We start from the raw sequence: 20,122 nt of genomic DNA, 5'->3' as shown, positions 1-20,122 counted from the left end.
CGTCACTTCTCCTTGGCCTCGGTGCCCAGCTCGAGGCTGTGCCAGCCCGGCTTGAGCTTCAGCTTCTGCTCGTGTACCTCGCCGGCCCGGTCACGCCAGGTGATCATGGCGGGGAGGGGACCGTCGGCGTCCTTGCCCAGTCCGATGTGCACGTCGGTGCTGCGCTTGCCGGAGTGGCCGCCGCCGCCGTCCAGGCGGGTGACGCGCTTGGTGCCGTCGGGCAGTTCGACGCAGACCTCCGCGCCGACCACGGGGGAGCCGTCCGGGTGGGTGAGCTTCAGACCCAGGTAGGAACCGGGGTTCTCGCTGACGTTGTGAAGAAAGACCGGCTCGCCCCACTGGCGGGCGACCGCGAGGTCGAGGCGGCCGTCGCCGTCGACGTCACCGGTGGCGAGGCCGCGGGTGGGGACGGGCTCGCCGATGCCGAGGGCGACGGAGAGGTTGTGGTAGCGGTCGGTGTCGGGGTCCTTGGCGAAGAAGCGCATGCGCTGGCTGCCGGCGAGGTCGTCGCCGTGCTTGACGTTGGGCCACCACAGGGGGTTGGGAATCAGGGCGTCATTGGCGGTGGCGAGCTCCTGCAGCTGCGGCCAGCGGTTCTTCTTGCCCTTGACGAAGCCGAGGGCCTGGGTGATCTCCAGGTCGCCGTTGTTGTCGAAGTCGCCCGTCTTCACGTCCCAGCCCCAGCCGGACCAGGCGAGCCCCATGTCCGTGGACTTGTCCTTGTACGGGGCCTCGCCGTCGGCGAAGCGGCCCTGCAACTCGGAGCGGCTGCCGGCCTGGCTCATGAAGGCGAAGTTGGACTCCTGGATGCCGAACGAGGTGGTGATGTTGCTGACGAACATGTCGTACTGCCCGTCGTGGTCCAAATCGCCGAAGTCGACGCCCATGCCCTTGAACGAGCTGCGGCCCATCTCCTTGGACTTGGGCACGGTCGCGCTGTGCACGGACTTGACCTCGGAGAAGCGGAGCTTGCCCGGGGTGGAGGTGTTGTGCAGCAGTGCCGAGGTGCCGAAGTCGTGGGCAAGGAACATCTCGGGCAGCGCGTCGCCGTCGAGGTCGGCGGCGGAGGCGCCGAGCGTCCAGCCCTTGTTCAGGCCCTGCGGGATGGCGTCGCTGACCTTCTCGTAGCCGTCCTTCGTCCACCGGAAGAAGTGGCCGCCGCCGCCGTTCTGGGCGTGCGACAGTGAGGCGTTCATGGTGACGTCGCCGTCCTTGGCGGGGTCCAGGACCGGGCTGTCGGGGAAGTAGTTGCCGATGTAGATGTCGTCGTGGCCGTCGCCGTCGAAGTCGGCCACGGCCGCCGCGTTGGAGTTCCACAGCGGCCCGGTGTACGTCCGGCCGGCCTTGCCGGGCAGCAGCTCGGTGGGGGTGAAGGAGGCGGCGGTCAGCGGCTCGCCCTTGTCCCCCTCGTTCATGAACAGCACGGGCGTGCGGCCCCAGTAGTAGACGAGGAGGTCCATGCGGCCGTCCTCGTCGTAGTCGCCGGGCATGCAGCCCATCGGCGCCATCGTCTTGCTGGTGCCCAGCGGCGCCGGGTCGAGCGCGAACGGCTCGTACTTGTCCTTGCGGGTGGGTGCGGGGGTGACCACGGCCTGGTCGATGCGCACGTCGTTCACGCACAGGTCGTTGGGCAGGCCGTCGCCGTCCAGGTCGTTGACCGCGACACCGGCGCCCACCGAGGAGATCCAGGCGTCGATGTGCTGGTAGGCCTTGTTGACCTTCCGGACCTCGTGCTTGTCGAATCCGGCGGGCATGGCGATGGACATCGGCTGGAAGGAGAAGTTCTTCGCCAGTTTGTCGATCTCAGCGGCCGAGGACTCGGGCAGCCGCACGCCGTAGAACGTGCCCACCATCAAGGCCAGGGCGACGACTCCAGGCGAATTTCTGCGAAGCCAGCTCTTTGCGACCGTCACTTGTCGGCCCCTTTCGAAACGAGCGAAGAAGGTGCGAGTTGCGCGGCGATGTCGCGCCGCCATTTCTCGTAGGCCGGGAATGCGCCGTGGGCGCCGAAATCCTGGGGCCGGGTGTCCCGGCACACCTGCGAGGCACGTTCCGCCGTCGTGCCGCACACGACGCGGGCCGCGAGATGGGTGTGGTCGATGACCGTGTCCGCCTTGACGCGCGCCTCGGTCGCGAACGCGGATCCCTGGGCGAGCGCCCAGCGGTGTTCGCCAGCGCCCTCGGCGAAGTGAGCGAGCTCGTCCTCGCTGGCCCCGCCCGCGTAGGCGCAGGCGAGTCCGGCGCCCGCGTACAGGTCGCTGTGGCGGTGTTCGGGGTAGGCGCGGATCAGGCCGGTGACGACGTCGGGATCGGTGCCGCCGACGAACCACAGCGCGCGGCCGATGCCCTGGTCGATGACGTTGGCCGTGTAGTGGTTGTGGCCGCCGCGCCAGCGGAAGGGGTGCTGGACGTGGGGGCTGCGCACGTACGCGTCGGTCCTGAAGTACGCCTGGTGGAAGCCGTACCCGTCCAGCGCCAGCCAGCGCAGCAGCGGGTCGGTGGTGGGGATGTCGGGCCACAGCGGCTTCGGCAGGCGGGCCATCGCCCAGCCGACGCCGACGTAGATCATGTAGTCGTGGTGACGGCCCCGGCCGGCGAGCAGTCCCCGCAGTCTGCCGCTGTGACCGGGCAGCGCGTCGTGCACGACGGCGCCCATGCCGGCGCCCTCGTAGGCGAAACCGCGCATGTCCCGCGGGACGGTCTCCAGCAGTTCCTCCGCCTCGGCGGGCGAGCTCGCCTCCACCGCGTGGGCGTAGCCCCGCAGGAACACCTCACCGATGTATTCGAGCCGCTCTTTTGATTCCGCGCTCTTCACATGGAATCCGCGTAGCTCCATGGTCGTTTCAGAAACAGGAGGTGTGAGCAATCGACGCCGGAGTGCGCCAAATACACTGGACACAACAGTAAACCGCCCCTCATGAATCCCTTGAATCCCCAGGCGAATCGAATGTAGCCAGATGCACCGGAGCGGCGTCTACTTCAGATGTGCTCAAACAACGGCCGTGCCCATTTGCGTCCGCACATTGCGCCGCCATACCTCGTAGGCCGGCGTGGTCCCGTCCCCGGGCGCGGTGGCCGCGCAGTCGTCGGCGAGACGGGCCACGGCCTCGACGGTGTATCCGGTGAACGCATGCACGGCGACGTCGCTGTGCTCGGGAACGAACCCGGCGTGGTGGCGGGCCTTCGCCGCGAACACCGCGCCCTGCGCCAGGGGGCCGGCGAAGTCCCCGGCCTCGACGCGCAGCGTGGCCAGGCCGTCGGCCGTGGCGCCGCCGGCGAAGGTGGCGGCAAGGCCGACGCCGCTCCACAGATCCGCCTGCCGGTCGCGCGCGAACGCCCGTACCGCCGCGGACACGTTGCCGACGCGCCCGCCGTGGATGAACCACAGGGCTCGGCCGACCCCCTGGTCGAAGGCATGCTGCCAGTACGAGGGGACGCCGTCCCAGTCGTACGGGGTGTCCAGGCGCTGTCCGTCCACCCAGGTGCCGGTGTCGAAGTAGGCACGGTCGAAGCCGTAACCGTCGACGCACAGCCAGCTCATCGCCGGGTAGAGGTCCGGCTCGGTCAGGTCGGGCAGCAGCTTCTTCCACAACGGCCGGGGCAGCTTGGCCATGGCGAAGCCGATGCCGATGTAGTTGAGGAAGATGTGTGGCCTGCCACCGCCGCGCAACAGGTCACGGGTGCGGTGGCCACCGCGGCTCATCGCGTCGCGGATGGCGCACGCCATGGTGGCGCCCTCGTAGGCGAAGCCCCGGTTCAGCGGGTCGACCAGTGCGAGCCGGCGCTCGGTGGTGGCCAGGTCCCGGTCCTCGATGCCCCACTCGAAGCCGGTCACCACGGTCTGGGGGACGGCTTCCAGCTGACGGGTGCGTTCGGTGGGTTCGACGTCGAAGCCTCGCCCGGCGAAGCCGACGTCCTCCAGGGTCGGAGCCATGATGAGCCTGCGCAGCGCTCCCAGTGCGGGCACGGACGCCTCCTCGTACGTGCCGCTCTCTCTTTCGGCGGCGGGGCTGTCATCGTGGGTGTCCTGGCCCCGTGGCGGCATCTTCGTCCGTGCGCTCCCCCACCCCTCAGCGGATGCGGCGGACGTCCACCTCTTCGTCGTGCACGGCGCGTCCGCAGTCCGTGCAGCGCAGTTCGACCTGGAGGGTTCCGGTACAGCCGGCGTGGTCGGCGCGGCGCGGGGGGCCCAGTTCCTGCGGCAGGTTGCGGTCCCCCCACTGCATCAGGGCGACGACCGTCCGGGTCAGGTCTTGGCCGGCCGGGGTGAGCCAGTACTCGTGGCGCACCGGCTTGTCCTGGTAGGGCACGCGCTCCAGGATGCCGTGCTCGACGAGCCGGTTGAGCCTCGAGGACAGCACGTTGCGCGCGATGTCCAGGTGGGAGAGGAACCCGTCGAAGCGGGTGGTGCCGAGCAGCGCCGAACGGATGATCAGCAGGGTCCAGCGCTCGCCGATGACCTCGAGGGACCGGGCAAGGTTGCAGTCCTGCCCCTCGTACGTGTGTCTCAGCATGGTTCCCTTCAGGGCCGGGCGAGTTGCGTGAGGCTACCCGAGTGGGCGAAGAGGTACCGGGATTGTGCCGGGGCCGTCAGGCGGCGGCGAGCATCCGCTCTCCGCCGCCCATGGGGCGCCGTTCGAGGCGGTTGTAGGCGTACGCGGCCGACACCAGCGTCATGTGGTGGTGCCAGCCGGGGTAGGAACGCCCCTCGAAGTCAAGCAAGCCAAAGCCGTCCGCCATCCCGCGCACGGACTCGTCCACCTGCGCGAGCGTCTGTGTCAGCGCGAGCACCGTCTCCATACGGGTGTGCGTGAGGCTGGTCAGCCACAGCTGGACGGGGCGCCGCCCTGCTTCGGGGCGGACGGCGAAGAGCTGGTAGGTGTGGTCGATGCGCTCACCGGCCCGCCCCGCCCCGGGCAGCCGCACGAAGCCGGACATGACCGTGGCCTGGCCGCCGCGCCCGTTCCAGGGGGCCACGCTCTCCAGCCGGGTCAAGGTGCCGGCGTCGAACTCGAACAGACTGCGCGCCGCGAGCACCAGACCCTGTCCGTCCTCCCGGTGCGCGGGCTCCAGACGCAGACGCTGGCCCACGGCGACCTGCAGCCGGTCGGGGACGGCCACCACGAAGTCGCGGCCACGCCGCGCGAGCCCGTGCACCAAAGACGCCGCGTTGGTCCCGCCGAGGGCTTCGAGGTCGGCGACGACCGGCAGCGGCGCGCTCCGGCTGTGGTCGGCGAGAGTGTCCGCGAGGTCGAGGATGTGCTGCTCGACGGATCGGGGGCTCACCTCGGCGGGTATCCGGGTGCGGTGGCGCCGTTCGGGGTCCTTCGCCCAGGAACCGGGAAGCAGCAGCCGCCAGTCGGCCGGCACGGCCCGGTCGTAGGACGACAGGAACATGCCGATGCCCACCTGGCACGTCACCGAACGGCCGCTGGAGGCCAGGAAGCGGCGGTGTACGCCGCAGGAGTGCTCACCGCGCTTGCGCAGCACGGCCTGGCCGATCACGCACGCACGCGGGGTCACGCGCTGCTCGACCCACCGGGTCAGCTCCGCCCGGACCGGCGTCCAGTCCCAGGGACTGGCGTTGACGAACTGGTGCAACGACTGTGACGCGGCCGGTGAGGTGGAGACCGTCGCGGCGAGCCTGCGTACCGACTTCTTGCCCGGAGTGGCGAGCAGGCCCTGCACGTAGGCATGAGCCCAGCGCCGCTGGTCCGCCCGCGGCAGGCACTCGAAAAGTCTCTCAGCGAAGGCGGGCAACGACGTGTGTTCGGTCGTCAGAGCATGTGCGCCCATGGCTGGTTCCCCTCCCTGGTCTAGGTCTGCGGCTGCCGACCAGGCTAAAATAATAGCGAACGCCCTCTTTTTTTTGCGACTCAGGAGAGTTGCCCCACGCACTTCGCCAAGTCGGCCCCCGCTCCGCCCCGCCATCCCAGTGAGCTGCAGCGATCCGGGACTTCTTGGGCAACTTCGTCTTGCCGAACGCCAGATGGGAGCTCAGCCTTTGAGTGGAAGATGAACGTTTGTTTACTGCGGGACGCTCAGGCGGTGTGCCGGCGCCTCGTAGTCGGGGCCTTGCTATCTCCGGCCGCTCAGAGCCCTCTTCGGGAGACGGTGTGGTGAAACAAGAGAGGGCTCTGCGCACGCGTCAGGCCCTGATCAAAGCGGCGGCCGCGGAGTTCGACCGTCACGGGTACGACGCGACGTCGCTGTCACGGATCAGCGCCGTGGCCGGCCTGTCGATCGGTGCCGTGACCTTCCACTTCCCCTCGAAAGCGCGGCTGGCGGACGCGGTGCAGGAGGAAGGGCGGTCGGTGACCCTGGCCGCGCTGTCGCGTCTCCCCACAGAGGCGACGCCACCGCTGCGTCTGGTGATCGACCTCACGCTGGAGCTGGCGAGACTGATGGAGAAGGAGCCGTCGGTACGGTCCGCCATCCGCCTGGCCCGCGAGCGCCCGGACGCCGAAGCCTGGTCGGACGCCTGGCTGCCGATGGTTCGCGGCCTGCTCGACCGCGCGTACGAAGACGGCCAGCTCCGCACGGACGCCCTGCCCGCCGACGTCACCATGCTCGTGGAGCACCTGACCAGCGGGGCGGAGGCTTATCTGCGCAGACGGATGGGGCCGGATCCGGCGTTCGAAAGCACCGTCGCCCAGCTCAGGCGGGTGTGGTACCTGGCCCTCGTGGGCGTCTCAGCCGACGAGGCGGTCATACCCGGCCGGCCGACAGCCGAATCCGGCCGGGAGCAGCTGGCCGGATTCCGGCCGGATCCGACCATCGAGGGGGAGCCGGTCGGCTGACGGGTTGCTGAGCGGACCGTTTCGGGCCACCCGGCAACCCGTCAGGAGAGCCCTGTCAAACGGCGGTCCGGCCACCGTCCACGGCCATCGCCGTCCCCGTGACGAACGAGGCATGCGGGCCGGCGAGCCAGAGCGCGGCCTGCGCCACCTCGTGCGGGTCCGCCATACGCTTCAGGATCTGGCGCGCGGCGAACTGCTGCTGCAGGTGGGGCTGCTCCTTCACCGCTCCCTCGATGAGTTCGGTCCGTGTGCAGCCCACCACCAGGGAGTTGACCCGGATCCCGCGCTCGCCGTACTGGGCCGCTGCGGCCTTCGTCAGCCCGACCACCGCGTGCTTGGCGGCGATGTAGGGCGCTCCCGCGCTCGTCGCCATCACGCCCGCCGTGCTGGCGGTGTTCACCACTGCACCGGCCCCGGCACGGAGCATCGCGGGTATCTGGTGGCGGAGGCAGTTCCACACACCGCCCACGTTGACCGCCATCACCTTGTCGAACTCCGCGTCCTCCGTCTCGTGCAGCTTCGTGCCAACGGTGCCCCAACCGGCGTTGTTGAACGCCACATCCAGTCGGCCGAACGCCTGCTCCGTCGTGGCCACCACCCGTCGCACGTCCTCGGTGTCCGTGACGTCGCCCGGTGCGGCCAGGGCGCGGCCACCACTCTGGACAATGTCGTCGACGAGCTGCTCCACGCGCTCAGTGCGCCGGGCCATCAGGACGACCGCCGCCCCCTCCATGGCGAATAAACGTGCCGCCGCCGCGCCGATACCGCTGGAAGCGCCGGTGATCATGGCGACTCTGCCCTCCAGCAGCCCGCTGGGTCTCTCCGCGTTGCTGAATCTTCCGTCCATGGTCCATCCCCCCTGTAAAACGGTCAAAACGCACCGGCCCGGCCTGCGTGGACCTCACACCGGCGCACCGGCCCAGACCGTACCGGCGGCGGCCTCCCCGTCGACAACGCGCAGCATCGCGTCGTCCAGGGAGGCCAACGACGTCGCGATGTGGCGCACACCCACCTCGCTCATCATCCGGTGCTGGAAGCTGCGCTCGAAGGTGCTGGGACAGCCGATGAACGGCACGCCCAGTTTTCTGGCGCTCTCCGCCACGCGGGCCACGTCGTCGACGAAGAGCACCTGGTCGGGAGCGAGACCGAAGACGTCCTCGGCGATCTCCCGGATCCCGGGCCGGACATCGTTGGTGCACACGTAGCCGGGCCCGTCGAACAGATGGGCCCAGGACCCCAGGAAACGGTCGAAGTGCTCCCTGCCCAGCCCGCCGTAACAGACCGTCCGCAGTCCCAGGCTCCGTACCCGGCGCACCAGGTCGATGGCGCCGTCGACCACCCGGACAGGGTGTTCGCGCAGATAGGCGTCGCGCTCGGAGAAGTACGCCCGCAGTGCCTGCGGACCCGTCATGGGTACCGGTACCGCGCGCGCCAGGTACGCGCTGGCCAGGTGCTGGGGCTGGGAGAAGACGTGTCGCTCCACCTCGGCGGTGTACTGGCCGCCGCGGCTGACGACGAAGCGGTGGATGACGGGACTGAACGTGTCGTTCAGCAGCACGCCGTCGATGTTGAGGGCGGCGAGGCGCAGGTGTCGAAGTCCGCTGGGCACGGAGGATCTCTCCTGTGTTCGTTCGGGGGCGTGGACGGTCGAGAGGCGGTGCGAGGGACGTCGACGGCGCGACGGCGTTCAGACGAAGCGGCGTACGTTCAGGTCGATCGATTCGGCGATTCCCTCGGTGGCGACGCCCGGCAGCAGGATCCGCCACATCGCCACGGCCCGCTCCGGCAGGTCCCGTCGGCCGCTGACGGCGTTGGCGTACATCTGCATGCCCGTGCACGCGCTGACGAGGAACTCGGAGAGCTGGCGGACGTCGGCCGACTCGACGACCTCGCCCGCCTCCTGGGCCTGACGCAGGGTCATTTCGAGGATCTGCGCCCACTCCTGGTAGGGCCTGGCGTCGCGAACGCTGGTGCCCTCCTGCTCGTTGGTGAGGCGGACTCCCGCGCGCAGCAGGACGTCCCGCTGGATCTGCCAGGCCCACACGAACGTCATGTCCACGATCCGCTGCAGTCCGTGCGCGTCCAGTCGCGGGACGATCGTGTCGGGCTGCGCGTTCATCACGGCCCGGGCGAGGTCCTCCTTGGACTTGAAGTGGAAGTACATCGCCCCCTGGGAGACACCCGCTCGCTTCATGATCCTGCTGATGCTGGCGCCATTGAAGCCATATTCGTCGAAAACTTCGGCGGCACCCCTGATGATGGTTTCCCGCGTCCTGACTGCTCGGTCCTGCTGCAGCTTCACCATGAGCGGTGGGCTTCCTCTCGACAAAAAAAACGAACAACCACTATTTTATAGCTCGCCCGGCCGGTCAGGCGGGGCTTGGGGGACACGCACGCCATGGGGGAGAGGCATGCTCACAACTGCAGAACCGCACAGCGCGATCACGCCTGTGCTGACGAGGACGGTCGCGAGAGAGTACGTGCACCGAGCGGCTCTGTCGGAAGTCCTGATGACCGGCTGGACCAAGCTGGGACGCGACGTCTTCACCGCCACTGCCCAGTGGCCCCGCTCCCACAGCTTCTACATGCCCGAGCACGGGCTGCACGACCCTCTGCTGCTGTGCGAGACGATCCGGCAGACCAGTACGCTGCTCGCCCACGTCGGCTACCACATTCCGCTCGGCCACCACCTGACCTGGTCCCGCCTGCAGTACGTCCTCGCTCCTGAGGCCCTGCGCATCGAGGCCAGACCCGCGGAGATCCAGCTCCACGTGACCTGCTCGGACATCCGCTACCGCCGCTCGGTGCCGGTATCGATGGCCATGCATCTGGAGATCGCCCGGGACGGGAACCCGTTGGCCATGGCCAGCGTCCGCTTCGCCAGTCATACCCCCGCCGTGTACAAGCGCCTGCGCGCGGGCCGGGGGGAGGTCGGCGAGGTCTTCGCGAAGGCGCCGCAGCCGCCGGAGCCCGTCTCACGCAGCACCGTCGGCCGGCTTCGCGAGCAGGACATCGTCCTGGCGCCGACACCCGAGCGGCAGCGCTGGCAGCTTCGCGTCGACACCAGTCATCCCGTGCTCTTCGACCACGCCCTCGACCACGTCCCGGGCATGCTGCTGCTGGAGTCCGTGCGCCAGGCGGCGCACGCCATGGAGCCCGGACGGGCGGCAGCAGTGCTGCCGACGTCGATGGACGTCTCGTTCAACCGCTACATCGAGTTCGACGAACCCTGCTGGATCGAGGCCGAGCCCGCGCTCACGACGGTCTCCTCCCCGGGCGCCCGCAGCACCATCCGGGTCAACGCCGTACAGAAAGGTTTCTTCGCCTTCCACGCGAGCGCTGAACTCGCGGATGCCGCCTGGGTCTGACACACGGCGTCAGCAGCCCCGGAAGAAGAAGTGAGGAAAAGGATGTAGAGCTTCACGGGGCGACCGATGCCCTGAGGGGAACGGTCACCGACCGGCACCCAGTGCTGCCACCACTGGGATCCACGGTCTTCCAACACCGCCCGTCGAGATGCCAACTCGGCGGGCGAAGGCCCGTTTCCGGGTGCCACCCCGGAAACGCGCGATGCCAGGTTCTGCCAGAACCGTCAAGCCGCCGCACAGCGGCTTTTCCATGCCTCGTAAAGAGACGTGCCCATGATGAGCCAGAGTCCCGCGTTTTTCCAGCCCCATGAACATGTCCATAAGGCTGCAGAACACATCAATGCCGGTCCTGGGACGGCCGGATCCAGCCGTCCCAGGACCGGCGACGACCGCCTCGTCCCCTCGCCCCTGCCGCGCGGCCGGGTGAAGGTGCCGATGCGGCTCGTCGAGTCGCCTCACTACACCGATGCCGCGCTCAGCGTGTACATCAAGGTCAAGGCGCTCGGCCTGCGGGTGGAGGGCTGCACCGCGGGGGTCGCCACCCTCGCCTCGTATCTCGGCCTGTCCTCGTCGACCGTCCAGCGCGGCCTGGCGCAGCTGCGTGCACCGGCCCCCGACGGCGTCGTCGAACTGCCCGACAGCCGGCGCCGGTCCCTGCCGGGCGGCCGCGGGACCACCGCGCTCCGCCGGGTCCGCCCACTGCAGCGCACCGAGCGGTTCATCTGGCTGCCCGTAGTGGCGAGCGAACTGCTGCGGCCTCGCCTTCTCCGCGCCTACGCGGTCATCGCGTACGCCGTCGTGCAGAGGATCCCCCTGACCGAGGGTGTCCTCGCCGGCTTCCTGCGCCACCATTCCGGCCGGCGGGCGGGAGCGGCGATCAGTTCGGACGCGGCGGGGCGCATCGTCGACGAACTGGTGGCATCCGGGTGGATCGACGTACGGCGGCGAGCCGGCTTCCAGGGGCGTCACGTGTTCGTCGTGCACGACCAACCGACAGCTGCCTCCTCCTGTTCTGATGACCGATTAGGTTCCGATGCTGATGCGCGTTGGCTCGCGAACAAGGAAGACCTGATGACTGACCGACCCGAGAACGACGCCGCGCTTGTCCCATCCGCCGTAGGCGAGGTACCGGTGGACAAGAACGCCGAGTCCCGCCTCACGACACCGCGCCCCGCCCGAAGACCCGGTGATCGCGCGCTGCGCGCGGGTGGGGAACGACTCCCCTCCCCCATCCCCGGCAAGAAGCCGTACGCGGGGCCGCACCTGACCTTCAGCGGCAGGCTCCACGGCGTGCTGGAGCCAGTCCGCTTCCTGCTCGCCGACGTGAACACCTATGTGCAGCGCAGAATCGGCCGGGAGATCGCCCGGCAGCTCGACGACGGCACCACCGTGCCCCGCCTGCGGGCCAGGCTCACCCAGCGCCTCGCGCACACCATGCTCACCGACATAAGGGACCCGGGCCGGTGGCTGCTGGGCGTGGCCCTCCCTCGCTGGGGCTGCGCCGATCCGGACTGCGAGGCGGGCGTGCTGTGGTCGACCGGTGCAAGCTGCTCCGCCTGCCGTGAGGTGGTGGCGCGGCGCGCGGCGGCCCGCCGGGAGGGAACACCGGATCGCCGCGGGGAAACGGTCACGCGCGCCGAGGGCCTGCATGGTTCCGGCTCCCTGGCCCCGGTCCCCTCCCCCTCCCGCCGCCCCCTCGCCTGCTGCCCGCGCTGCGAGCGTCCGCACCGCCCGGGGAACTCCGGGCTCTGCCGGGCATGCCGTGACCGCCCCCTACCCGCCGCCACGACCGACGCCCGCTGCCGGGGGAACGACTGCGCGTGCGGCCGTCCGGCCCCGCACGGCTCGTGCTGGCGGTGCCGGACGGCGGCGGAGGCGAGACGGCCGGGCACGCGCGCAGGTGCGGCCCTGATACCTGGTCAGGCCGCTCAAGAGCGTCCGGCGAGGGTGGGCTCGGGTGCCGCGGCCTCCTGGGCGGCGGAGCGGGCCGGGACACGCTCGGGCTCGGACTCGGCCGCTCCGGACTCCAGGGAAACCTCGTACCCCGCCTTGACCGCGCGCCGTTCCTTCCAGAGGTGGTAGAGCGAGATGGCGAGGATGGCCGTGCCGATCAGGTTGGCGACGAAGTGCCACCACACCCGGTACGTCACCAGCGCGGGCCCGGGGTCGATCGCGCCGAACCAGGTGGACAGCCCGATGGCACGGCTGGCCCCCAGCGCGACGGACACGGTCAGCACCACGTGCTCCACGCCGTGGATCCCCTGCATCCACACGCCCATCCTGGCCCACTTGCGGGAAGCGAGGCTTCCGACGGCCCGCCGGGTGATCTGCACGATGCCGACGAGTCCGGCGAGGAAGATGAAGTTGCCGGTCAGGTGCAGGATCTCCATGCCGAGCGCGGGCTTGCTCGGGTCCACCTGGCCCATGCCACGCGCCAGGCTGTCCGCCCAGGGAGTCATCCAGGCCGGGGAGTACGGGTTGGCCACCCAGTAGGCGGCCTGGGTCACATGCTCCTGGAAGTGCCCGATCTGCCCGATCACGCCGAGCCCGATGACGCCGACCGCGGTCCTGTACAGCCACGGCCGGACCGGCCCGCGATTCGCGTAGGCGAGCACGACGACAGCCAGCCACATCGCGACCGCCCAGCCGATGAACAAGACGGCGCCGATGGTGTCCAGATAAGAGACGGAACTTCCCATCTCGTGTGCTCCGTGCGCTCCGCGCGGGTGATCCATGAGGTTCTCCTGATATCCGCCTGCGGTCAGCGATCCGTACGTTGCTCCGCGTCACGCTAGGGATACCGGTGTTCCAGCAACCACTTCACACGTGCGGACTTGCCGGGATCCGCAGTGGGTCTCACCAGGTCTGACGAGCACCGCGTCCTTGAGTCCGGCTCTGGGCTTGCCAGCGAAGGGCGACGCACTGCGTCTTCTGACGTGCGCACTGCCTGCCGCGCCTCGACCGAGTCGTGACTTGTTCAGGGGTCAATGAGCACGTCCTGTCGACCGCACCTCATGTACGTCACGTCAATGAGGTGCGGTCGGTGGGACGTCAGGTCGCGCGGCGCAGAGGGACGACGACGTTCTCCCCCATGCGCTTGGGGTCGAGTCGGTACTTGATGTGCCCGATCCTCTCGGTCTCCTCCAGCCACCCGGCCTCGATGACCTGCTTGCGGGTGCGGGAGAAGACGGGGGGCGCCATGCCGACGAGCTGGGCCAGGTTGGCGGCCGTCTCGAGAACGGCACCGGACCGGTCGGTCGGGTGCAGGGCGTACAGCATGACGACGAGGCGCTGGTTGGCGGTCATGCCTGCCGTCCTCTCAAGCAGCTCGAGGTTCTTCTGCTTGTCGTCACTGCTGATCACTGGGCCTCCCACCGCGCAGGGGCGTTCTCGTTGAATCCGGGGATGTCCGGCGGGTTGCATGTCTTCACCGCTTCACGCTGCTCGAGCCCCGTTCCGTGGAAAGCGATGTACGGGCTGATTCGGTAGAAGTTGTAGTTGCCGATCCGTCCTCGGACGATCAGGATGCGGTGCTTGGCCAACTTCCTGTTGATTTTCCCTACAGCGTCGGTGGACATCCCCACCCGCTTGGCGATGTCGGCTCCGGTGGCCCGCAACGGCTCCATGCCCTCGGGCGAGACCCCGATCCACCACAGGACGAGGAACTTTTGGCTGGGCGTGAAAGCCTTGGATTCGGTGATCGCCTCGACGCGCGCCTTGTCTACCTGTGTGTGCCTGCCGGAGAAGGCGTACGGCGCATAGGGGACCGCCTCGCCTGTCTCGGCATCAACCAGCCTGCGTGCTGCTCCCAACGGGCCCTCCGTGAACGGGGGTTGTCTGACGGTCATGAGAGGCGGCTTCGAGGCCGACCAGATGAACTTAACCTCGGGCTTTCACGAGGTGACCTGTCCGAGGCTTGATCACAAACGCGAGAAGTGCTCCTGAGTGCGCAGGTGGCCGTGACCACGGTGTAGAGCAGGACGTCGTAGGAGTTGAGGCCGGTCAGGGCGTAGTACCAGCCCTGGCGTTCCTCCCAGTTGAGCCGGATTCCGCCGCGGCCGCTGGTGCGGGAGACGTCCCAGGCGAGGGTCATGTAGGTGGTCAGGCCGCGCTCGAGGCCTCGGTGGCTGGCCCGGACGGCACCGGGCGGGAGACCGCGTGCGGTCAGGGCGTCGTCGACGGCCTGGACGTAGGGCCAGTGCGGCATCCCCTGGGGTGCGCCGCGCGTTCCTGGCGGGTCGAGCAGCACGGGTCTACCTCCACGGGAGTGGCAGCTATGAGGCGCGGCGGAAGACTGCGGCGGGGCCGATCACCTGGGGGCCGAACTTGTCGCGCACACGGTCGACGGCGCTTTCCGCGGCGAGGCGGGCCTCACGGGCGTCATCGAGGGAGAGCTGCCAGGCGGCCTGGTCGGCGTCGATGAGGTCCTCACCCTTCAGTACGAGAGCGGTCAGGCGGCCGCGCTGAAGAGCGGCGGCGTCCATCAACTGATAGGCGAGTTGGCGCAGGTCGTCCTCGTGGCCGGAGGGCGCTGCCAGGCGGCGGGTCTTCTCCCATCTGCCGCCGCCGGCGAACTGCAGGGTCAGGGTGAGGGCGCGGGCCACCTGGCCGCGGCCGCGCAGCCGGGTCCCGAGCTCCACGACCAGCCGGAGGAGGGCCGCGCGCACTTCGGCGCCGTCCAGCGTGTGCTGGTCGAAGTGGTAGCGCACGCTCGCGGTGGCGGGCAGGGCGCGGGGGACGACGGGTCGGGGGTCGATGCCGCGGGCCCGGTCGGCGGCCAGGCGGCCGGCCTTCCCGCCCAGCAGGCGCTGGACGGTGGCGGGCGGGACGGCGGCGAGCAGGCCCACGCAGTGGATGCCGTAGTCCCGCAGCACCGCAGCCTGGCGGGGGCCGATGCTGTGCAGGGCCTCGACCGGCAGCGGCCTCAGCCACCCGGCGGCCTCCTCGGGCGCGACGGCCAGGACGCCGCCGGGCTGTGGAACCTGAGCGGAGGCAGTGGCCGCGATCGTGATCGACGGTCCGATGCCCACCCGGACGTCGACTCCCAGCCGGGACAAGGCGCGGATGCGCAGCACCTCGCCCAGCTGGCCTGCGTCCACGCCGTAGTACGGCAGCGCACCCGGTCGATTTCACGGAGGGCCAGCATGACCTGGAAGGCGTCGGCTGGGCGGTCGTCAGGGTTCTTGGCCAGGAGCCGTTCAATCAGGTTGACCAGTGCAGGCGGGGTGGAGAGCCGCCGTTTGATCAAGGGAGGCGGCTGTTCGTTGAGGTGCTGGTTGATCAGGTGCCAGGAGCTCCCGGTGAAGGGCTGGTGCCCAGTGAGCATCTCGTAGAGCACGCACCCGAGCGAGTACAGGTCGGAGCGGTGGTCGAACGTGCCGTTGAAGCACTCGGGTGCCATGTAGGCCGGGGTGCCGATCAGGACGCCGCTGGTGGTGATGTCATGCCGTTCGTCGCTGCTCTTGGTGATGCCGAAGTCGACCACCGTCGCCTGGCCGTTGGGGCGGACGATGATGTTGGACGGCTTGATGTCCCGGTGTGTCAGGCCTGCCGCGTGTGCGGTGCCCAGGGCGTCGGCGATGCAGACCGCCGTGCGGACGGCATCGGGCAGGGGCAGCCGGCCGTCTTTCAGCACGACGCTGAGGGGCTTGCCGCGAAGCAGCTCCATCACCAGGTAGGCGTGTAACCGTCCGTCGTACCTCGCGGAGCCGAAGTCGTGGACGGTGACGATGTGCGGATGGGACAGGCCGCCGGCGACCGCGGCTTCGCGGGCGAAGCGGGCCGCCTGTCGGCTGCTGTCCGTGCTGCCGTCGCTGGTGAGGACCTTGACCGCCACCAGCCGGTCGACCTTGGGATCGTGCGCCTTCCAGACCTGCCCGAACCCGCCCGCACCGATCGCCTCGATCAGCTGGTAGCGGCCGTCCAGCACGGTCCCTGCCTGCACGACTCCCCCTTCTCGGTACGCACCGCGACGCACGGTGTACCAGGCGTGTACCCGTCACGCTACGCCGGGACAACCACCTGTCACCAGGGAAGTGCTGATCGCGTTCTCGGGTCAGGCCGTGGTCCGCAGTGCAGGAGGCGGACCGACGGCCGGCGTCCCGGCTTCCCGGGCCGCACGCTCTTGCCGGGCCCGGCGCAGGGCGGCGGCCTCGGTGGCCGCGGCCTGGCGGCGGCGCTGGGCGCGAGCCGCGTCGATCGGGGCCGGCGCGTCGTCCGCAGGCACGTCCGGCTCCGGGAACGCACGACGGCTCAGCTCCCGCATCGCGGCGGTCTGCCGCTCCACCGCTTCCGCGATGTCCGGGTCAACCCGGGACGGCCGCGCGGCCTGGCGGTGCGCTTCGATGGCCAGGCGGTAGCCGTCCGGCGGGGTCCGTCGCTGCACCGGCCCGGCGGGCGGGGCTGTCTGCGGGATCGGATCGGCGGCCGCCATGGCGGAGCCGGCCTTCACGGGCGCGGGCGCCAGGACGTGCAGGGCGCGGACGTTCGCATCCCGCACCCGCTCGTTGGCCGCCGCGATCAGCTTCGGCGCGCTCCAGCGCAGTTTCGTGCCGTACGCGGGAGCGTCGGGAGCGACGTCCAGACGGCCGGTGTCCACGTCGAAGCCCACGGCCTGGACGTGACCGGCGAGCTCGGGCGCGGCCGCGGCGAGAATGTCGTCGAAATGGGCGAGGACGCTGCCGCCGGCGGCCGGGGCGACCATGCCGCGCTCGGTCATCATCATGCCGATCGCCGCACCGAGCCCGAGCGGCTCCCGGCCGTCACGGCGCAGTGCCGTGCCGGTACGCCGCTTCGGCTTCTCCTTGCGGGGGGCGCCGTTCTTCTTCGCCGCCTCCCGGGCCGCGACCAGGGCCTGGCGCGCGAGGTCGACCCCGCTCAGCTCAATGCTCACGCCATCACCGCCCCGGCCGTACCGCCGTCCAGCGAACGCGCGGCGAGCCTGGTGAGCCGGTCAGTCCACGGCGCGGGCGCGGCCGGCTCGGTGCGCACCGCTGCCTGCTCGCGCAGCTGCTCCAGCCGCGCCGTCAGCAGGTACTCAGCAACGCGATCCCGGGCAGCGTCGGCGGCCTTCGTCGCGGCGGCGATGGCGTCCGCGCCGTTCGGGTTGTGCTGGAACCACGGGCGGTGCTGCTCGGCCTTGAACGCCCGCCGGGCCTCGGCTTCGGCCTCCTCGGTCCGGCCCAGCATGTTCAGGGCGTTGTCCTGGTACTCCTGGACGGCCTGCTGTGCGGTCTGGAACGCGGCGAATGCGTACGCGTCCTCAGCTGCCTGCGGATTGGCCTCCAGCATGGCGACGTCGGTGATCTGCAGGAACTCCTGCCATGCGGTGGCGATGCTGTTGCCGATGGCCGTCCGGACTTCGGCGACCACGGCCGCGACGTTGCCCGGGTCGGTCAGTTCGGCGGACCAGGCCGCCGCGAGGAGACCGGCCTCACCGATCAGGGTCTCGGTCTGACGGCGGTGGTCGCACGCCTCGCACAGCCCGGCCGCCTGGTCCTGCCCGCAGTCCTCGCACGGCATGGCCTGGCGCACCGCTTCGGCAGCGGCTGCGGCCTCACGTTCGCGCTCCGCCCGCTCCCGGGCAGCCGCACGGGCGGCATCGCGGCGGGCCTGCTCCGCGCGGGCCTGCTCCCGACGCCGCACGAGGCCCTCCGCCTCGATGGCCGCCTGCTCCCGCAGCCGCTCCTCGAGGACCCGGCGGCGCTCGCCCTCACTCAGGCCAGGCAGCTCCCGGTCGACCTCCGCCGCGATCTTCGCCCGCCGGGCACGCCGGATGTGGACCACGTTGCCGCAGTTCTCGCACTCCCCGCCGGTGTCCAACCGGATCCCGTCGTCACAGCGCCAGTCCGTGCACGCCTTCCGCTGCACCAAGCCCCGCCCGATCAGCCACCCGTACGGCTTGTTGACCAGGGCCTCGCCGCCGGTCTCCTTCAGCCGGTCGGTGAGCCGGTCGGCCAGCAGCCGCGGCGCGCCACCCGGCAGCGCCAGCAGACCTTCCAGGCGTGCCAGCTCCGCCTTCGCGGCCGCCTCAACCCGGCCCTGCTGCCAGCCCGACAACCGCTCCCACAGCCCCGAGACCGGCCCCAGAGCCACCCGCAGACCAAGATCAGCCGGAAGGCCAACCCTCCGCTGCTGCTGCGCCTTTCCACCACCCACGGCCTTCAGCCGACCACCGGCCACAGCCCCAGCAGCACGCTGCCCACCCCGCTCATCGACCGAGGACTCCTTCGGCTTTTCCCCGCGAAGCGGGCCGCCCTCAGCCACCGGCGACGCCGACCCGGCAACGGCGGTTTCGCCGTCGACGGCCTGGTCCTCGCGCACGCACACGCGCTCCGGCCGACGGCCTTCACCCCCACGGCCTTCGCCGGAAAAACCCCAAGAGAGCTGTTGAGGAACTCCAGGAGTAACCACAGAAGCGTGGACTGCGTGGAACTCTGCACCATCGGGACGCTCCTGATCTCCCGCACTTTCACCACCCTCAGCACCCCAGATCCCAGAGGTACCAAGGGCACCAGCCACATCAGTCGGAGCATGATCTCCGCACGCACCATCAGGACGCGCCAGAAACACGCTCTCGGAGTTCTGAACAGTCTCCACAGAGGCCACGGTGCGACCGTACGCACGAGCCACGGGCAGCAGCCTGACCCGGCTCCGGCCGCGCATCCGCGTCGCCGTATCCCGGTGCTGCCGCGCCACGACACCGGCCTCCGTCAGCCGCGCCAGGACCTTCCGCGCCCCGGACGGCGAGCAGCCCAACAGCCGCGCCAGCGTCGCCGCCCCGCGCCCCTCCTTCTTCTTGACCGAGCCGCCGCACAACTGCAGCCAGCCCGACGCCGGGGTGTTCAGCACCATCAGCAGCAGCCCGAGCCGGTCGGTCGCCGCGCCCTTGCCCGTACGGCCGGCCAGCAGCCCCGGCGGCGTCGGCTCCTTGCCCTCCGGCGTCCAACCCGGCCCGAACAGCGCCTCGAGGAGGCGCAGCAGCGTCGCCAGCTCCGCCTTGTCCAGCGCCAGCGGGTGACCCGCTCCCCCGCCGTGGTGGGCGTTCCACAGCGGCATCACCAGGCAGTCCAACCCGGTCGGGTGCCCCTGCGCGTCCCTCACCACACGGGTCCGCAGCGCACCCGAGCCACGCAGCACAGGCAGCACCTCGTGGTGGACCGTCGACTCCTTCATGCCCAGCCAGCGGCCCAGCTCCGCCCCCCAGATCGAGGTCTGGAGGTCGGTTTTCTCGCCCTTGGGCGCCCGCGACTTCGCGTACATCACCACCGACGCCAGCTTCGGCGTGTCCTTCAGCCCGGCGATCGACGGATCCGCCATCAGCGCCTGGACCGCAGCGAGCAGCCGCAGCCGCATCTTCCGACCGAGGCGCAACGGGTCGTCCGAGTCTTCGTCGCCCGCCTGCCCCGAGGCCGGCACCGACTGCAGCGCGGTCCGCTGCCCGGGAAGCACCAGAGCCTCGTCGACGGAGTCGTCGAAGAGCTCACCGAGCGGGCGGTCCAGCGTGGCGGCCGACGCCGCCACAGCGCTCACCGGCTCATCCCGGCTGACGAAGCGGACACGATCATCGGGCGATCGTCAGTCGACAGCCACTGACCCGCCTCCGGCACGTACAGGCCGGGCAGCACCTCGACCGCGTCGGCGTCGTCGACTGACGGACGCGGGGTGGGCACCATCGCGGCGGCCGGCGCCGCTACGGCGCTCACCGGCTCATCCCAGCTGACGAAGCAGAAACGATCATCGGGCGATCGTCACCCGATCGGCCTGTGGACAGATTCTGCGGAGCCGCGGCGGGGCTGTGGACAACCGCAGCAGGAATGCTCGGGGCAACCCGGAAGCCGACCCGAACAACCGCGCATTCGGGACGTACGGGGCGGACATTTTCCGTCACATGTGACAGCCCAGGCTGGCAAAACCGGATCAACCGGGCATTGTCAGACTGGCGCGAGGCAAGCT

Annotated in this window: 19 protein-coding genes; 2 read left to right on the top strand and 17 right to left on the bottom strand. The window is 70.1% G+C overall.

Translation table 11 applies throughout. From position 1 onward, the window contains the following. Positions 1–2: 2 nt before the first annotated feature. The 5 genes from ABTX62_RS23380 to ABTX62_RS23360 form a co-directional block, all read right to left on the bottom strand. Complete coding sequence (locus ABTX62_RS23380) at positions 3–1,853, bottom strand: CRTAC1 family protein (protein ID WP_352118003.1); 1,851 nt, start codon at positions 1,851–1,853, stop codon at positions 3–5. A gap of 56 nt (positions 1,854–1,909) precedes the next feature. Further along, positions 1,910–2,899 carry a DUF1702 family protein gene (locus tag ABTX62_RS23375; RefSeq protein ID WP_352118002.1) on the bottom strand — a complete coding sequence of 330 codons (990 nt, stop codon included), beginning with the start codon at positions 2,897–2,899 and terminating at the stop codon, positions 1,910–1,912. 90 nt (positions 2,900–2,989) lie between these two features. Further along, entirely contained in the window at positions 2,990–3,967 is a 978-nt protein-coding gene (locus tag ABTX62_RS23370; protein WP_352118001.1) for a DUF1702 family protein, read from the bottom strand. A 103-nt stretch (positions 3,968–4,070) separates the two neighbouring features. Beyond that, entirely contained in the window at positions 4,071–4,514 is a 444-nt protein-coding gene (locus ABTX62_RS23365) for a winged helix-turn-helix transcriptional regulator (RefSeq protein ID WP_352118000.1), read from the bottom strand. A gap of 76 nt (positions 4,515–4,590) precedes the next feature. Continuing rightward, a complete protein-coding gene (locus ABTX62_RS23360; RefSeq protein ID WP_352117999.1) occupies positions 4,591–5,796 on the bottom strand; it encodes an IS701 family transposase in 1,206 nt (401 codons plus the stop codon). A gap of 359 nt (positions 5,797–6,155) precedes the next feature. On the opposite strand from ABTX62_RS23360, the gene ABTX62_RS23355 reads away from it, so the two are divergent. Beyond that, positions 6,156–6,800 (top strand): TetR family transcriptional regulator, encoded by a 645-nt coding sequence (locus tag ABTX62_RS23355; RefSeq protein WP_352118026.1) that lies wholly within the window; start codon positions 6,156–6,158, stop codon positions 6,798–6,800. Between the two features lie 55 nt (positions 6,801–6,855). Here ABTX62_RS23355 and ABTX62_RS23350 read toward each other — a convergent pair whose 3' ends face one another. The 3 genes from ABTX62_RS23350 to ABTX62_RS23340 all read right to left on the bottom strand — a co-directional run bounded on the left by ABTX62_RS23350 (position 6,856) and on the right by ABTX62_RS23340 (position 9,105). After that, positions 6,856–7,647 carry an SDR family NAD(P)-dependent oxidoreductase gene (locus ABTX62_RS23350; protein WP_352117998.1) on the bottom strand — a complete coding sequence of 264 codons (792 nt, stop codon included), beginning with the start codon at positions 7,645–7,647 and terminating at the stop codon, positions 6,856–6,858. A gap of 54 nt (positions 7,648–7,701) precedes the next feature. After that, on the bottom strand, positions 7,702–8,409 hold the full coding sequence (locus tag ABTX62_RS23345; protein ID WP_352117997.1) for an HAD family hydrolase: 708 nt from the start codon (positions 8,407–8,409) through the stop codon (positions 7,702–7,704). A 78-nt stretch (positions 8,410–8,487) separates the two neighbouring features. After that, positions 8,488–9,105 carry a ScbR family autoregulator-binding transcription factor gene (locus ABTX62_RS23340; protein WP_352117996.1) on the bottom strand — a complete coding sequence of 206 codons (618 nt, stop codon included), beginning with the start codon at positions 9,103–9,105 and terminating at the stop codon, positions 8,488–8,490. A gap of 106 nt (positions 9,106–9,211) precedes the next feature. On the opposite strand from ABTX62_RS23340, the gene ABTX62_RS23335 reads away from it, so the two are divergent. Beyond that, entirely contained in the window at positions 9,212–10,168 is a 957-nt protein-coding gene (locus ABTX62_RS23335; protein ID WP_352117995.1) for a ScbA/BarX family gamma-butyrolactone biosynthesis protein, read from the top strand. Between the two features lie 1,928 nt (positions 10,169–12,096). Here the strand turns inward: ABTX62_RS23335 and ABTX62_RS23330 are convergent. From ABTX62_RS23330 to ABTX62_RS23290, 9 genes are all read right to left on the bottom strand, one after another. After that, positions 12,097–12,903 (bottom strand): DUF6008 family protein, encoded by an 807-nt coding sequence (locus tag ABTX62_RS23330; RefSeq protein WP_352117994.1) that lies wholly within the window; start codon positions 12,901–12,903, stop codon positions 12,097–12,099. Positions 12,904–13,219: 316 nt separating this feature from the next. Beyond that, entirely contained in the window at positions 13,220–13,528 is a 309-nt protein-coding gene (locus ABTX62_RS23325) for a cyclic nucleotide-binding domain-containing protein (RefSeq protein WP_352118025.1), read from the bottom strand. Beyond that, positions 13,528–13,980, bottom strand: a complete 453-nt coding sequence (locus ABTX62_RS23320) for a MarR family transcriptional regulator (protein WP_352117993.1) — start codon at positions 13,978–13,980, stop codon at positions 13,528–13,530. The genes ABTX62_RS23325 and ABTX62_RS23320 overlap by 1 nt, the downstream gene beginning before the upstream one ends. Before the next feature lie 32 nt (positions 13,981–14,012). Beyond that, positions 14,013–14,375: a DUF6292 family protein gene (locus ABTX62_RS23315; RefSeq protein WP_352118024.1), complete on the bottom strand. Its 363-nt coding sequence runs from the start codon at positions 14,373–14,375 to the stop codon at positions 14,013–14,015. Between the two features lie 67 nt (positions 14,376–14,442). After that, entirely contained in the window at positions 14,443–15,198 is a 756-nt protein-coding gene (locus tag ABTX62_RS23310; RefSeq protein WP_352117992.1) for a DNA polymerase Y family protein, read from the bottom strand. Next, positions 15,093–16,112 (bottom strand): serine/threonine-protein kinase, encoded by a 1,020-nt coding sequence (locus tag ABTX62_RS23305; protein ID WP_352117991.1) that lies wholly within the window; start codon positions 16,110–16,112, stop codon positions 15,093–15,095. The genes ABTX62_RS23310 and ABTX62_RS23305 overlap by 106 nt, the downstream gene beginning before the upstream one ends. Before the next feature lie 111 nt (positions 16,113–16,223). Then, positions 16,224–17,060, bottom strand: a complete 837-nt coding sequence (locus ABTX62_RS23300) for a DciA family protein (protein ID WP_352117990.1) — start codon at positions 17,058–17,060, stop codon at positions 16,224–16,226. After that, positions 17,057–19,699 carry a hypothetical protein gene (locus tag ABTX62_RS23295; protein ID WP_352117989.1) on the bottom strand — a complete coding sequence of 881 codons (2,643 nt, stop codon included), beginning with the start codon at positions 19,697–19,699 and terminating at the stop codon, positions 17,057–17,059. The genes ABTX62_RS23300 and ABTX62_RS23295 overlap by 4 nt, the downstream gene beginning before the upstream one ends. Next, positions 19,696–19,872, bottom strand: a complete 177-nt coding sequence (locus ABTX62_RS23290; protein ID WP_352117988.1) for a hypothetical protein — start codon at positions 19,870–19,872, stop codon at positions 19,696–19,698. The genes ABTX62_RS23295 and ABTX62_RS23290 overlap by 4 nt, the downstream gene beginning before the upstream one ends. Positions 19,873–20,122: the final 250 nt, after the last annotated feature.

The sequence above is a fragment of the Streptomyces sp. NPDC096046 genome (genome assembly GCF_040303285.1).
GTDB lineage: Bacteria > Actinomycetota > Actinomycetes > Streptomycetales > Streptomycetaceae > Streptomyces.
Note: the sequence above shows the minus strand (reverse complement) of the source record. Positions and strands in the feature narration are given on the sequence as shown.

Excerpts from the sequence above, each read along its gene's own strand:
- ABTX62_RS23360 (WP_352117999.1), bottom strand. The coding sequence starts at position 5,796 with ATGGGCGCACATGCTCTGACGACCGAACACACGTCGTTGCCCGCCTTC.
- ABTX62_RS23330 (WP_352117994.1), bottom strand. The coding sequence starts at position 12,903 with ATGGATCACCCGCGCGGAGCGCACGGAGCACACGAGATGGGAAGTTCC.
- ABTX62_RS23335 (WP_352117995.1), top strand. The coding sequence starts at position 9,212 with ATGCTCACAACTGCAGAACCGCACAGCGCGATCACGCCTGTGCTGACG.
- ABTX62_RS23365 (WP_352118000.1), bottom strand. The coding sequence starts at position 4,514 with ATGCTGAGACACACGTACGAGGGGCAGGACTGCAACCTTGCCCGGTCC.
- ABTX62_RS23315 (WP_352118024.1), bottom strand. The coding sequence starts at position 14,375 with ATGCCGCACTGGCCCTACGTCCAGGCCGTCGACGACGCCCTGACCGCA.
- ABTX62_RS23340 (WP_352117996.1), bottom strand. The coding sequence starts at position 9,105 with ATGGTGAAGCTGCAGCAGGACCGAGCAGTCAGGACGCGGGAAACCATC.
- ABTX62_RS23380 (WP_352118003.1), bottom strand. The coding sequence starts at position 1,853 with ATGGTGGGCACGTTCTACGGCGTGCGGCTGCCCGAGTCCTCGGCCGCT.
- ABTX62_RS23350 (WP_352117998.1), bottom strand. The coding sequence starts at position 7,647 with ATGGACGGAAGATTCAGCAACGCGGAGAGACCCAGCGGGCTGCTGGAG.